This is a genomic window from Chitinophaga varians, assembly GCF_012641275.1.
Lineage (GTDB): Bacteria > Bacteroidota > Bacteroidia > Chitinophagales > Chitinophagaceae > Chitinophaga > Chitinophaga varians_A.
The window spans coordinates 813,490-828,051 of record NZ_JABAIA010000001.1; the positions used below are offsets into that span (position 1 = coordinate 813,490).

A 14,562-nucleotide genomic window follows, 5' to 3' on the forward strand; every position below is an offset into this window, starting at 1 on the left:
TAGACCAGCGGTTTGTAAAGACAACACGCTCCTGGTTACAAAAAGTATTTAATTGCATACATTTGCATCAGTTTATTGGTTGATAATAAAGCAGTCCTGTATTGAGCAATACGGTTGTTTTTAGGACCAGCCAGAACGTTATACCGGAAGTGGTGCAAACACTTCCGGTTTTTTCTGCTGTTGTCCCTGTTTCAGATCATCAGGGCATAATTGGTTTTTAATGGTGAGAAAATTATTTTAATGGTGGTTTACTGTATCGTTAGTACTTTTCCTTCGAGTTGATAGTGAATATTAAATTGATCAAGCACCTCCAGCACCTGTGACAATTGCAGGTCCCTGCCTAACTTCCCGTGAAATTTCTTTTCCGGTACCGGGCCACGGTAAACTATTTCAAGGTCATACCATCTGGCCAACTGGCGTAGAAAAGCATCGGTCCCTTCGCCTTCCGCATCGAATATTCCCTTTCTCCAGGCCACGGCTTTTTCTATGTTGGCCGGCTGTACGCGGACAGCTGAGTTGGATGCGGCAATGGCTTCCTCCCCGGGTTTCAGCAGATGGGCTTTTCCGTCCTGTACTACTTTCACGCTGCCCTGCAGCAGGGTGGTTTTCATCACCGGTTCATCCGTATAGGCGTTCACGTTAAAACTGGTACCCAATACCTGTATGGAGGTCTGTTTGTTGATGCTGACGTAAAACGGTTGCCGGGCATTGGCAGCTACTTCCAGGTAGGCTTCTCCGGTGATCTCCACCCTTCTTTCACTGCCGTTAAATACGGTGGGGTAGGTAATAGCCGATGCGGCATTGAGCCATACGGCGGTACCATCAGGCAATACTACGCGGAACTGCCGCCCTTTGGGCGTAGACAGCACATTTAAAGCAGGTGTGCCGGAGCTTCCGGCGGGCGCATAGGTGAGGGCATTGTTTTGCAGCATGACCTTTGTGCCCTGCTGGTTGGCCACTTCGCCATCAGGCATGCTGTCCAATACAACTACAGCACCGTCAGAAAGGGTAAGGATAGCGCCATTCCTGCCGGGGGCGATGTCCGGATGTTTAACGCCCAGTTGTCCTGTTTCAGTTGCCTGTTTCCGGCCCACAGGCCGCAGGAAATAAATGCCGGTAGTCAGCAACAGTAATACCGCCGCGGCGGCCGCCCACCTGTAGCGGTACAGCGTACGAACGTTCGTCACCGGAACTGCTTCCTCACGGAGGTGCTGCAATCTCTCCTGCAATGCCAGGAGGCTCTTCTCCCGGCGGGCAACGTCTTCTTCTCCCACAAAGGCCCCGGCAGAGGCCTTTTCAGCCATGATACGGTCCAATATATCACGGTTGGCTTTATCTTCCAGCATAGCTATAAAGGCCGCCTCCTGCTCCGGAGTCAGTGAATCGGTCAGATAGGCATCTATCAGTTCAGCAAATGGCGTATTCATGAATATACTTTTATAGACCGGGCGCATACGCCGGCAGAGATAAGACGTAAAAAGAAAATGATACTCCCGAAAAAAACAATATTATTTTTCAAAAAACAGGCAGACAGCCACCAGTAAGAGTTCCGTGAGATAGCCCTGCTGGTTTAGAAAATCCCGTATATGGTTGAGCGCGAGGGTGATCAGGTTGGCCACCGTTTTCTTCGACAGCTGCATGTGTGCGGCAATCTGATCGTGTGAGAGTCCATTGGTACGGCTCAGTAAAAAAGCTTCGCGTTGTTTTGCAGACAAGCCATTGAGCGCTGTCTGTATCAGGCCGGCCGCCTCTTTGTGCTGTAGCAATGCTTCCTGGGGGGAAGGCGCGGCAACATCCTCGCCCGGGCCCAGGTCACGGATCAGCATCTGGCGTCTGCCTTGCCGCATGGTATTGATAATTTCATGACGCACCATCGTCATAAAGTAGGCCCTGAAATCCTTCCATTCCGGAATGTTTTCCTTTTTGAGCCACAGCTTTACAAATACCTCCTGGATGGTATCCTCAGCCAGGGCAGGAGACTTTAAGAATGACAACGCAAGTGAGTACACCTCATTCCAGTAATGCCTGTATAGTTGCGCATAGGCCAGTTCATCGCCGCCCGCAATAGCATTCAGGAATTCCTTCCCGTTGTATGAAGAAATATCCGGCAAATAAAGTTGATTTAAAAAGTTTAATAACTGTGTACGCCTATTCCTATCGCGTGTGTTCCACTCTTTTTAATGATCTCTTCGTTCTGCCTGCAATATTATAATATCACCCTGATAAAATAAAATGTACTGCTATGTAATAATGGGCCACTCATTCTTTACGGGGAGAACAAAAACGGCTATAAAAAAGGCCGTCCCAGGAATGGGACGGCTTTAGACATGGTTTCCCTATTGCTTATCTGTGCTGCCATAACTGGAGGCCGACCCCTAAGGCCCCGGAAGCTTTGGTGAGTCCGCTGAGATAAAGCGTCACCACTTTTCCTTCCACCAGTTTTACAGACGGTATATCAAGGACGGTTGTAATAGTTGTACCGGCTTTTGTTTTTACTTTCACCCGGTAATCGCCGGAAGCGATGGCCTTAAAGGGAGACAACACCGCCACATCCGGTTTATCGCTGATATAGGCTGCATTGTTCACCAGCCGGATACTGTCACTGCCTTTGAAAACATCAATATCCACTGCGGCAGTATTCGGTGACAAGTGCAGGAAGCGCAGGCTGGTCTTCCCTTTTCCGGGATCAGCAAGATTATCGTTCAGCAACACGGCCCTCACTTTATTAGTATTTAAGGTATCATACAGAAACAGTGAGTAGGCGCCTTTGTCGTTGAACCGGAATTTGGTGTCTACAATCACCTTGTTGCCATCCTGCGTCACTTTCAGGCTGCTTTCGTTTTGAAAAGCCACGGTTATGTAACCTTTGGAAGGATTGAGGAATGGCAATTTTTCCGGCAATTTTTTCCCATCTATTTCCACCGTCAGGTCACCAACTTTAGGGGCAGTGTGCACGATCTGTATGCCGGCACTTTTTTTCGCAGAAGGTTGCGGGGCGGAGTCATTGTTCTTTTTGCAGGACATAAAGGTGGCTGCTACCAACAGTGCACAGGAGATACCTGTCAGAGATATCCCTGATTGAGTTCTTACGTGTTTCATATACTTTTTTGATTTATTAAATTGATTCCTGATAAGCATGAGGCATAGCCCGTCTGTACCGGCCATTGTATCAACAGCAGGCGGATAACAGACAATAGTTACATACAGCACAGATATAATCCTCTACTGTTAAAACAGCTAACAGGAAGAACTTCCTACGCAGTGTTTATTTTTTTTTAAAGAAATCCCGGTTACAGATTCAATGTATAGGAGAGATAATAGGTCAGGTCAAATATCCGGCCGCCTGACAGGGTAACATTGCTGTTATCACGCGTATTGATGACGTCTGAAGAGTATTGCCCATTGGAGCCATAGGCATTATAAACACCCACTGAAATCTTATGTTTCTGTGTGCCGGTAACAAAACGATAGTTCACATTACAGTTGAGCCGGTGATAATTGGGATTACGTTTATCATAGTAAGACTCGCCTTCATATCGGAACGGTTCCCCTTCCTCTCCTGGCAGTGTCCCCATGGGCCGCCGCATCCAGTCGCCTGTGCTGAAGTACCACACCGCGCCGATGTCCCAGTGTTTGTTGGGGCGGAAGCTGGCCGCGATGTTCAGCTGATGGCGCCTGTCGAAACGGAAAGGGAATTTCTCACCATCATTCACTTCGTCAAACTGGCGCCAGGCCCAGGCCAGGGTATAAGACAACTGCAACTGCCATTTCTGCCATCGCTTTCCGGCCAGCAGCTCACCGCCATAGCCCCATCCCTTCCCGGTGATAATATCCTGTTCCCAGGTATCTTCGTTGTAAAAGATATTTCCTTTCTCCGCAAAGTTGGTGACGTTATTCATTTTCCGGTAGTAGACATCCGCTGATAACAGCGTGCCTTTGTTATCATTGAAGCTGTACCCCAGGTTGAACATATCACTTTCCGAAGGCCGTAATACAGCAGTACTGGGCACCCATAACACACTATTGATGCCCAGGAAGGGACTTGTCACCTGATGCAGGTACTGCCCCATCCTGGCATAGGAAAAAGTCAGCTGCTGATTTTTTCCTATCCGGTAAGCCGCAAACAGCCGCGGCTGTAAAGTATTGTAATGAAATGTCCTGTACCGGTAGCCGCTGAAAAGCAATCCTGGCCTTAGCAGGAAACGTCTGCCCGGTTTAAATTCATTTTCATAATAGAGGGAATATTCTGTGAAAGGCAGTGGCTTCATGGGCTTGGTACCTTCCGGTACTTCTCCCAGGTTGGGTGTGACGTTTGTCCCGAAAGGGTGAATGACGGTATGTAAAAACTTGCCGCCAAAGCGGAACTGCAGATTTGCCGATGCATTCATCTCGAACTGCGTCCTTGCCTCGTAACGCTCTACTGACGCATAGTTGTTATATGCTTTGGTTTCTTTTTCCTCCCCTGTTGAATCATCATAAAGGATAAGCTGCATACCGGCCAGGTTATGGTAGTTGCTTACATTCAGGGTGGTGTTCACAAAAGAACGGGCGCCGATCACATGGTTCCAGTTGAGGGTGGCAAGCCGGTTACCCCATACCTGCAGATTCTGATATTCATTTTGTATCAGCTCCAGGCGGTCTTTCCCCATATAGCCACTGAGCATTATTTTATTGTTGCTGTCCAGCAGGTGCGTGATTTTGAAATGGATATCATAAAACCGCAATCGGTAATTACTGTCCAGCATCCTCAGCAACGGGTCTGACCAGCTTTTCCGGACAGAGGCCAGCACGGCAGTGCGGTTTTTTATCAGCGGCCCGTCTACTGCCATTGCGGTTGCCAGCAGGCCGGCGTTTACCTGTCCGCTCCAGGTATCCATACTGCCGTCTTTCGTGTTGACTTCCGTTACAGAAGACAACGCGTCATCAAATCTGCCGGGAAAATCGTTCTTAAACTGCCGGATTGATTTCAACGCACCTTCGCTAACGATAGACAATTCCCCTAGTAAATGCGTGGGATTGAAAACCTGGTTGCCGTCCAGCAGGAAAGCACTTTGCTCCGGGTCGCCACCGCGTACCATCAATTTACCGGTCGTTTCCTGCGATTCAATATTTCCCGGCAGCAGATACAACGATCTCACCGGGTCGCTCTCTCCCAAAAAATTGGTATAGGCAGAAGCAAGATATTTTTCCACGCTGGAGCCTCCGTCCTTTTGCAGCATACAGCCCGGTGTTACCTTTACTTCCGGCAATACGGCGGCACGCATCATCAAATTACGCCTGATCGTACTGCCAACAGTCACCGCTGATGTTACAGGCGGATAACCGGCGTGTATCACCTTAATATGATGAAGGCCGCTTTTCACCGGGAGACTGTAATACCCGAACCTGTTGGACTGGCATACACGTCCTGATTCCTGGTCTTTTATCATTGCATAAGGTATCGGCTCCAGGCTGTTTTCTTCCATGATATAACCAAACAGGGTGTACTCATTCGTTGCGCTGTCGCTCGTCAGCGCCATGGCAGAAGGCACCAGCATCACCTTTCCGTTCCGCTCTTCTATCTTCACATATTTTCCGTCGAGTAATATATGGAGCACTGCGTCCAGCGTTGTCACCCCTGCTGCAAGGCGCATCTCTCCGTTTCCATCCAGGTATCCGCCGGCATATTCGATCACTGTTCCGCTATAGGCACTCACCCTTTCCAATAAAAAAGGAATCGTGCCATGGGTTTCATGGCACGTAAATTTCCTTCCGAGCAATCCGGTCTGCGCAGTGACCGTTATATTGCCGGCAAGAATAATCAATATCAGTAGTAATAGTTGCAGTCCTGTTTTACGAAACCGTAGCGGAGCGGACACCCCTTTTATCATCTATATTAAATTACTTGCTATTCGAATCCGTTTTACAGGAAGATCAATAAATTACCATGCTGTCCTGCTGTTGACGGTAATGCAGCCCGGTGATGACCGTAATCTCTTCCAGCACCTCTTTCAGGGGCTGTTCCCGGAAACTGGCCGTTACCTTTACCGATCCTGTTTTTAAGGTATCATTCACGTTAACGGCAGTACCATAATAAGCAGAAAGTTCTTTCACCACTTCCTTCAGCGGTGTATTGGTAAACCTCAGCGTACCGGTTTGCCATGCCAGGTAATTTGAATCGCTTACATTTTTCTTTACGAAGGTGTCGCCCATAAAAGACACCTGCTCCTTAGCCGAGACAATGCACTGGTTTTCGGGTTTGGACTTGTCCGTGAACAGCACCTTTCCGGTCACCACCACCACGCGGTCGGCGCCGGCATTAGAGTTCACCACGAAAGAAGTGCCCAGTACCTGTACCACCGTCTTTTCCGTTTGTATCCGGAACGGGATATTTTCGTGGGATGCCACATCGAAGAAGGCGTCCCCGGTGAGCGTCAGCAGTCGGTCGTTTTGGCCAAAACCAGCCGAATAAGTAATGGTAGCGCCTTTGCGAAGCAACACCAACGTACTGTCAGGCAGTTTTACATACTTGTTGGTTGCATCAGCAGTAACCACTTTAGACCAGGTGATCTGTTGTTGTGTTGTTGGCTGAAAGAACATCCAGTAGCCGGCAATCATGATGACTATCGCCGCAGCTGCGGCAGCGGCCAGGCCCCAGTATCTCCTTAAGCCGGCCGTGCGGACTTCTCCGGGTTCAACAATACCGGTGTCTTTCAGGCGCTGGTCCACACGCTGCCAGCCTTTCGCCGTATCGAAGTGCGGCTGGCGTACCGTGCTGCTGCTTTCCGTCCATATTCTATGATAATGGTCCAGCGCTTCATCGTCTACAGCATGTTGCTGCTGCCATTCTTCAAGCGTCGCCGCTTCTTCCGGTGAGATCACTCCCCGAAGCCTGTTTATAATAATTGCTTTTATGTTGTCAGGTAGTTCCATCTTTTTTCCTCTCCTACTTAGAAAACAAAATCGTATCGTATTTTCCTATGCTGTTCATAAAAAAAATAACAGCCCCATACCTGTATTCTTCACAAAAGCCCTGAGCATCTTTAATGCTTTCCATAATTGGTTGTTGACTGTTTTAACAGAAATACCGAGGCTGTCGGCCGCCTGTTGATTGCTCAGTTCCCCCAGGCGACAAAGCAGAAACACCTCTTTGCATTTGGGAGGAAGTTGTTCTATTCCCTGCCCCAGCAAGGCGTGGTAGTTCAATGTATCATCAACAGAAGGCATGATATCAACGGTATCATCATCTTCCAGATCAATGTCTGAAAGACTGTATACGGTCATCCGTTGCTCTCTGTTGAGATGAGTAAGGCAATTATTACGTACAGCCGTAAACAGATAAAACCTCAGGTTGTCGGACTGTACCAGGTCTTTCCGTGTTTCCCAGATCCTGATAAACACTTCCTGTACAATGTCTTCGCAGACGCTTGGTTCCTTTACGAAACTATTGGCGTAGATGCAAAGCGGGTTATAAAATTTTTCGAATCCCAGCCGAAACTGTTTATAGAGACCGTCTTCACGCACAAGCAATAAGTTTTACAAAATATAATACAGTACTTCTGATATGGCTATGGAGGAGATCCCGAACTGGTCCCCGGTGGCCTCCGCTCGTTAGTATACTCAAAACGCCGCTGACCGGTGTATCCCCCTATGCGTCCATCATTAATTTTTTGTTTCTTTTCGGCGGGGCACCATCCGCCATGTAGAAATGGTCCCCCGCTGAAGCAGGAGACCACGTGGTGCACAAAACCATATCAAGCTGCTGTTATACAGCAGGTGCCACCTTAATGTTTTCTAACCGGTTTACGCGCTGTATCTGCTTTAGCGCCGCCTTTGCCCACGGGCACTACTGCATGCCTGTTATCTTTCCGGGCGGTATCGCCGGCCTGTTTGCGTTGCTCTTTGGATGGTGCTTGCTGCGCCATGGCCCCGGTCACGGTTGTCATTGTTACTGCTGTTGCCATGATGGCTGCAAAAAATACCCTGTACTTCATAAAAACTGTTTTTTAGTCAAGTGAGTGAAATATCGGTCGGAAATAACCGCCGTGTATGACTATAAAACAGCAGGGGGACGGATCTTCCTATTGGTGTTTGGGAGAGGGGTGTTAAACTTGTGTTAAAGGGAATACCTTCCCGCTACATCTTCCTGGCCGTTAAACTTTGCCATGCGGCCCCATTTCCTTTCCTGTTGTACTTTACCAGAATGAAACTGCTCATTCCCGGAACTCTGGCCAATGACAGCCTGTAGGTAAGATAGTTGTCTGTCAGATAGTAAGTAGTATCTGATAACTTCCTGAAGATATACGGCTTGTCCTCCTCGGCTATATCCAGCCTCAGCGTATTGTCCATAATGGTCATTCGTATTTCCCTGCCTAATGACTCCGTTGCTTCCAACAACCCGCTCCTGTCCGAGGCATCCACGCTGGACACCTTAAAAGCCTGAATAAGGACACCTGCAGAAGCCTTGTGCAACCTGCCTGATCGCTGTGCCCTGACGGTAATGGCCAGGCATATCAATGCAATACATGCCAGCACTAATACTTTAATCATCTTTTTAGTTTTAAAGGGTAACTAAAACAGCATAATGCAAACTTATCCTATTCGGAGGCGCACTTTTTTTGTTATCTGGTCCAAACTGCCAAATCGGGGGTTGAAAAGGAAAGTTGCCATATTGAAGTGAAATCAAAGAAGGTTGGCAGATTTATACAATTTTACCATCGCCGGGAGGCCTAGTTTTACGGTATCATTCAATCTAATCACCTTTTGTTATGAACCGCACCAGGACTTTCCTTTGGCAGCTTGCCTGCCTGACATTGTCAATTCCCGCCTTCAGCCGTCCGTTGAACAATCCGGACAAACAAGCATCTGAAGGCAGGACCATACCGGCTGCCAACAAATTATACACGATGAATACCGCTACAGAAAAATTCGTTATCGCTAAACTGTATATCCGGCCTGAATCAGCCGCTGCATTCAGCCAGGCACTGGAAACACTGGCCATATTAACCAGGAAGGAAACAGGTTGTATGGAATATACCTGGTATCCTGAACCAACGGAGCCGGGTGCATTTACATTGATTGAACATTACCGCGACCAGGCCGGCCTTAAATATCATTTCGCACAGCCTTACCTGGCTGAATTCATAAAAAAACTGGAAGGATGGAAATCAAAGGACCTGAAGGTCTATTTTCTCTCCTCCGAACCTGATGCACTGAAAGAGGACAAGTAGAAGTGTTGATCATGGCTTGCAGGAGATAAAATGGCACGGGGCTTATCGCCGAAAAATTTCCTGCAGGCCTTTATAAAATGGGACTGGTCATAATACCCGAAATCAAATGCGACCGGAAGGTAGTCGCTGATCTGCCGGAACAGCAGGTATTTCAGCGTATTGTTTAGTCGAGCTGTCTGTATAAATGATTTGGGCGTCACACCCATATAATGGGTAAACAGCCGTTCAAACTGGCGATAGCTGCTTCCCAGGCTGGCACTGAAAGACACCAGGTCGGGGATGTCGCGGTCGTAGTACAACCGCTTTACCGCCTCATCTACCAGCAACTGCGGCCGGTGATACTTACCGAGAAGTCCCAACAGAAAGTCGCTGATCAGCGCCAGCTGCTGCGGCAAACCCGCATTATGGCGCAGTTTTTCTGTCAACCTTTTGCCTTCATCTCCATAAAGCACATTGATATCCGGAAAACACTCCACCACATCCGCTACAGCAGCAGGACAAAAATGCCTGACAGCACCGGCTTTAAACCGGACCGCGATAAAGAAATGTTCATGGTTGACCATCGTTTTGTAATGCTGGTGGCGGATACAATAGATAGCCTGCAAAGGCGGTGTGTTAAAGACATTATCTTTGGACACCAGTGTCATCGGTGCTTTCAGCTGGAAGATCATTTCCGCGCCGGTGCCCATCGCCATGGTGGGCGTGGCATAAGCCGGGGTGGTGCCTTCACAGGTCCAGAAACGGTCAATGTACGGGCGTAGCGGCAGAGGTGGCAGATAAGACGTCTTTTTTAGCAGCGCATCCATGCCGTGAAGGTATGAAATAAAACTCCCTCACAACGCTCCCTTTTTCAATTGCTCCACCGCATAACTAGCCGCCCTGGCGGTTAACGACATATACAGAATGGATGGGCTCTGGTTGCCGGTACTGGTCATGCAGGCACCATCCGTTACAAACACATTCTTACAATGATGCAGCTGGTTCCATTCATTCAGCAGGGAAGTAGCGGGATCTTTGCCCATGCGTACGCCTCCCATCTCGTGTATGTCCAGTCCCGGCGGCTGATGATTATCCGTCACCGTAATGTTCTTTGCGCCGGCAGCTGTCAGCATTGCCTTTCCCTGTTCAATAAAATCTTTTACCATTTTATCATCGTTCTCATCATAGTCCACTGCGGTGATCAGTAAAGGAATGCCCCATTGGTCTTTTTGGTCTTTGCTCAGCCGGACATGGTTACTTTCTTTGGGAATGGTTTCTCCCTGCATATACATATACGCGCCCCATTTCCCCGGCTGACTGACTGCTTCCTTAAACGCGGCCCCTATCCCCGGAGAGTCATAGCGTTTCTCACGGTAGGCGGCGCTGAAAATCACATATCCGCCTACGAAATCAGTATCCTGCTGATAAACATTTCTGAAGTTGGGGATAATACATTCCGCTGGTTTCGACACTTTGTAATATTTATCCTCAAAACCGTCAAAGTCTCCGCTCATGCCCGCCCTGTAGTTATGGAAACAGATATATTTTCCCAGCAGCCCGTTGTCATTGCCCAATCCGTTCGGAAAACGTTTGGAAATGGAATTCAGTAAAATGAGATTGGTATTTAAGGCCGATGCATTGAGGAAAATAATTTTTGCGTGGTAGATAACCTCCTCTTTTGTCTGCGCATCGATTACCTTTACGCCGGTAGCTTTGCCGGACTGCTCATCATAGATGACTGAATGTACCACGGAGAAAGGCCGTATTGTCAGATTACCCGTTTTTTCCGCCCATGGCAATGTGGAGGCATTGGAGCTAAAGTAGCCGCCAAACGGGCACCCGCGCATACAAAGGTTGCGGCTCAGGCACTGCCGGTGTTGTTCTTTATGGATATCCTGCGGCTGTGTCACCTGTGCCCATCTGCCGGACACATAATGACGATTGAACTTTTCGGCCACCACATCTTTCAAATGCTGCTCTACGCAATTCAATTCAAACGCTGGCAGGAACTCACCGTCCGGCATGGTATCTATCCCTTCCCTGTTGCCGCAAACACCAATGAATTTCTCCACATGGCTGTACCACGGCGCGATGTCTTTATACCCAATGGGCCATTCAATTCCGTACCCATAGCGATGCGGAGCTGTGAAGTCCATCTCACTCCAACGGGCACACGCTCTTCCCCATGTTAGTGATTTCCCGCCTACCTGGTACCCGCGTATCCATTCAAAAGGTTTCTCCTGGATGTAAGGATGGTCCGCGTCTTTTACGAAGAAGTGGGCGGTACTGTCGTCATATCCGGCAGCCCTGCTGATGAAGGGATTGGCGTCCCGTACCGCTTTTGGCACCGCGCCACGGTATTTAAAATCCCAAACCGGGGTGTTGGCAGTAGGATAATCCTTTACATGCTCTACATTTCTGCCACGCTCCAACACCAGTGTTTTGAGCCCTTTTTCACACAGTTCCTTGGCTGCCCATCCTCCGCTGATACCACTGCCTACCACAATAGCATCAAAATGTGCGGCTGTATTTTTATTATCGGCCATACACAAAAATTTATTTAGTTATTAACCCGGCTATTCGTCCGTGGCGACAGATGCAGGGCCGCTGCGCCCAACACATTGCTGCCCGGCAGGACAGACGCTGCTATTTTCAGCTCGGGCACAGAACGCTGAAAGGCAAAGCCACGCACCGTTTCCCACATGCTTCTGGCATAAAAGGAAAATGCCGCTTTTAGCGCACCGCCAATAACAATACACTCCGTATCCAATACATAGAGGACCAGTTTAATGGCTTCTCCCAGATGCCTGCCAAAATCATCATACATATAAGACGCTTCAATATCTCCCTCCACCGCCCTTCTGTAAACTATCTCCCCCTGCGTCTTGTACACATGCTCAAAAAAACGGCCGCTGACATAGTACTCCATATTTTTGTCGAGATAACTGATCATCCCGAATTCTCCCGCCCCTCCGTGTTTTCCGGCCAGCAATCTGCCATTATTGATAATCCCTGCGCCCAGTCCGGTCCCTATCGTCAACCCGACAACAGATCTGTAAGGCTGCGCAACGCCGAAATGGTACTCTCCCAGGGCAAAACAATTGGCATCGTTTTCTATTTTTACGGGTAGGCGGTACCGTTGTTCCAATATCCCACGGAGGTCTGTTTCATTGATAGCCGGGATATTCACCACGTCGTACAATATCCTGCTGACAGGGTCCACCAGCCCCGGCACACCAATGCCAATGGCTGTTGTATCGTCATCTATCATTTCATCTATTATCCCGAAAATCTGTTCTGTCACTTCAAGGCGGCTTCCCCGGGCCTTCAGCGGCCGCGAAACAACCGGCTGAAGAACGCCGTCCCTTACAACGCCGGCGCGTAAGTTGGTGCCGCCGAGGTCAATTCCTATTATCTCCATGTAAATCCTGATTTGACAGACCGGAAGCAGCATCTTCATCCAAAAAAACAGTCACCGACGGGTGACGCAACAGCAGGCTCGCAGGCAGCTCATTTGTAGCCGGCTCTCCCAGCATCTTCCGTACAATCCTGGATTTGTGTTTACCGCTCACGATCAAAATGATATGTTTACTTTCCATCAGGGTGCCCATTCCCAAAGTGATCCCTTCTTCCAGCTCGAGGTGTTGCGTAAAATATTTCTGCCCCACCAGTTTTGTCACAGGATGCAGCGTTACAATCTGTGCCCGGCCGTCCACTGAACATCCGGGCTCGTTCATGGCAATATGCCCGTTCATGCCCACCCCCAGGACAGCTACGTCTATGCCGTTCCGCTCACTGATAAATTGTTCCGCGTCAACGCATTCTTTGGACAGGTTAGCAGAACGACCGTCAAAAAAACAAATACGTTCGCTGGTCACCTGCAACGGACGAAACAACGTCTTGTCAATGAAATACCGGCAACTTCCTTCATCACTGCCGTTGAGGCCCACCCACTCGTCCAGCCCCACAAAACTCCAGGCAGACATGTCTTCTTTCCTCTCCTGGTATCTCTCTGACAATACTTTGTACAATCCTGCCGGCGTATCGCCGGAGGCGGGACATAGCAACGGCTTATCATAACCGGCCATCAACAGCAACAGTTGTTCCGCCGCCTTCGCAGAAAGGTCGTCATATGTAGGATAAATCCTTATTTCCATATTTTTGTTTTTATGATTTGGGAGATGGTTTCAGCCACAAGTCGATAGGCTTCTCCACCCGCTGGTCAAACGGAAGCATGATTTTTTTGCCTTCCCCGGCAGAAGCATAGGCGGCATAGATAATTTCCAGTACGGCCCGGCCGTCTTTTCCGGTCACCAGCGGTTCGCGGTCGTGTAACACGCAATCAATAAAGTGCTTCAGTTCCTGCGGGTATCCCTGGTTAAACGCTTCTTCAAAAATACAGAAGCTCCAGCCCACCGTGGTATCTGTTTTCTCCATGGCATAGCCATAACCGTTGCGGCTATACGCCAATACCGAATTGCCCACGAACAAATCGGCATAGGCCACGCCCCCTGTTCCGTAAATTTCGCTGCGGTCGTCCATGCCGCCGTGTTTGGCCCAGGAGTTTTCCACTACACCGGTGACGCCGTTTTCAAATTCTATGATCACAACAGAATTGTCTTCTCCTTTTGTTCGTTCTTTATGGAGCACTGTTTTCATAGATGCCATCACGCTCACCGCCTTATTGTTTTTCAGCATCCACCGGAACCAGGCGATGCCATGGCACCCCATGTCCATCAATACGCCGCCGCCAGACTGATTTACATCGTAAAACCAGTCGGAATGCGGGCCGGAATGTTTCTCCGACTGTTTTAACATATAAATCTCCCCTACAGCGCCTTCTTCCACCAATGCACGGGCGCGTTCATATTTGGGCGCAAAACAAAGTTCTTCCGCATACATCAGTTTCACGTTGGCCTTTTCGCAGGCAGCGATCATTTCATCGGCTTCTTCCAGTGTAACAGCCAGCGGTTTTTCTATAATAATGTGTTTCCCCGCGGCAGCGGCCTTTAAGGTGGCTTCCTTATGCAGGAAGTTAGGGAGACAGATATCCACCACATCAAAGTCGGCATTGTTGATCAGCTCATCGATAGAAGAGAAGTGCTGCGCGATATGATGTTTGGCAGCAAAGGCACCGGCTTTTTCGGCATTACGCGCATAAACCGCCACTATTTCCGCTTCCGGCACAAACCGGGCATAACTTTCCATGTGAATATCAGCAATAAATCCGGCGCCTAATAAGGCAACTTTTACCTGTTTCATGTGTGGGAGGTTTACTTAAAGATGTTAGTAATTGTATTTGTTCGCAGCCCAATATAACTATCCTGGCCTTTTTCTGCAACACTCAGCTAAGCCGCTGCAAGAAACTGCTTAA

General features: G+C 48.8%; 14 protein-coding genes. 1 reads left to right on the top strand and 13 read right to left on the bottom strand.

Annotated features, from left to right (window positions below):
- Window positions 1-248 precede the first annotated feature (248 nt).
- The 8 genes from HGH92_RS03315 to HGH92_RS03350 form a co-directional block, all read right to left on the bottom strand.
- Window positions 249-1,427 carry a FecR family protein gene (locus tag HGH92_RS03315; RefSeq protein ID WP_168869329.1) on the bottom strand — a complete coding sequence of 393 codons (1,179 nt, stop codon included), beginning with the start codon at window positions 1,425-1,427 and terminating at the stop codon, window positions 249-251.
- Window positions 1,428-1,508: 81 nt separating this feature from the next.
- The gene (locus HGH92_RS03320; protein ID WP_168869330.1) at window positions 1,509-2,111 is read right to left on the bottom strand and encodes an RNA polymerase sigma factor; all 603 of its coding nucleotides are present in this window, start codon (window positions 2,109-2,111) and stop codon (window positions 1,509-1,511) included.
- A 232-nt stretch (window positions 2,112-2,343) separates the two neighbouring features.
- A complete protein-coding gene (locus HGH92_RS03325; RefSeq protein ID WP_168869331.1) occupies window positions 2,344-3,099 on the bottom strand; it encodes a DUF4397 domain-containing protein in 756 nt (251 codons plus the stop codon).
- A gap of 191 nt (window positions 3,100-3,290) precedes the next feature.
- Complete coding sequence (locus HGH92_RS03330) at window positions 3,291-5,870, bottom strand: TonB-dependent receptor (protein WP_168869332.1); 2,580 nt, start codon at window positions 5,868-5,870, stop codon at window positions 3,291-3,293.
- Between the two features lie 43 nt (window positions 5,871-5,913).
- On the bottom strand, window positions 5,914-6,912 hold the full coding sequence (locus HGH92_RS03335; protein WP_168869333.1) for a FecR family protein: 999 nt from the start codon (window positions 6,910-6,912) through the stop codon (window positions 5,914-5,916).
- A gap of 54 nt (window positions 6,913-6,966) precedes the next feature.
- A complete protein-coding gene (locus tag HGH92_RS03340) occupies window positions 6,967-7,503 on the bottom strand; it encodes an RNA polymerase sigma-70 factor (protein ID WP_168869334.1) in 537 nt (178 codons plus the stop codon).
- A 260-nt stretch (window positions 7,504-7,763) separates the two neighbouring features.
- Window positions 7,764-7,973: a hypothetical protein gene (locus tag HGH92_RS03345; RefSeq protein WP_168869335.1), complete on the bottom strand. Its 210-nt coding sequence runs from the start codon at window positions 7,971-7,973 to the stop codon at window positions 7,764-7,766.
- Between the two features lie 142 nt (window positions 7,974-8,115).
- Window positions 8,116-8,529 (bottom strand): hypothetical protein, encoded by a 414-nt coding sequence (locus HGH92_RS03350; RefSeq protein WP_168869336.1) that lies wholly within the window; start codon window positions 8,527-8,529, stop codon window positions 8,116-8,118.
- A gap of 218 nt (window positions 8,530-8,747) precedes the next feature.
- Here HGH92_RS03350 and HGH92_RS03355 point away from each other — a divergent pair, with 218 nt between their 5' ends.
- Complete coding sequence (locus HGH92_RS03355) at window positions 8,748-9,209, top strand: putative quinol monooxygenase (protein ID WP_168869337.1); 462 nt, start codon at window positions 8,748-8,750, stop codon at window positions 9,207-9,209.
- Here HGH92_RS03355 and HGH92_RS03360 read toward each other — a convergent pair.
- Genes HGH92_RS03360 through HGH92_RS03380 form a run of 5 tightly spaced genes read right to left on the bottom strand, consistent with a single transcriptional unit; the run spans window position 9,164 to window position 14,450 of the window.
- Complete coding sequence (locus HGH92_RS03360) at window positions 9,164-10,015, bottom strand: helix-turn-helix domain-containing protein (RefSeq protein ID WP_168869338.1); 852 nt, start codon at window positions 10,013-10,015, stop codon at window positions 9,164-9,166. The genes HGH92_RS03355 and HGH92_RS03360 overlap by 46 nt on opposite strands.
- Window positions 10,016-10,042: 27 nt before the next feature.
- Entirely contained in the window at window positions 10,043-11,734 is a 1,692-nt protein-coding gene (locus HGH92_RS03365; RefSeq protein ID WP_168869339.1) for a GMC oxidoreductase, read from the bottom strand.
- A 14-nt stretch (window positions 11,735-11,748) separates the two neighbouring features.
- The gene (locus tag HGH92_RS03370) at window positions 11,749-12,609 is read right to left on the bottom strand and encodes an ROK family protein (RefSeq protein ID WP_211092525.1); all 861 of its coding nucleotides are present in this window, start codon (window positions 12,607-12,609) and stop codon (window positions 11,749-11,751) included.
- Complete coding sequence (locus HGH92_RS03375; RefSeq protein WP_168869340.1) at window positions 12,590-13,345, bottom strand: 6-phosphogluconolactonase; 756 nt, start codon at window positions 13,343-13,345, stop codon at window positions 12,590-12,592. Before HGH92_RS03375 ends, HGH92_RS03370 begins: the two co-directional genes overlap by 20 nt.
- Window positions 13,346-13,355: 10 nt before the next feature.
- Window positions 13,356-14,450, bottom strand: coding sequence for a Gfo/Idh/MocA family protein (locus HGH92_RS03380; RefSeq protein ID WP_168869341.1), 1,095 nt, complete (start codon window positions 14,448-14,450; stop codon window positions 13,356-13,358).
- Window positions 14,451-14,562 lie beyond the last annotated feature (112 nt).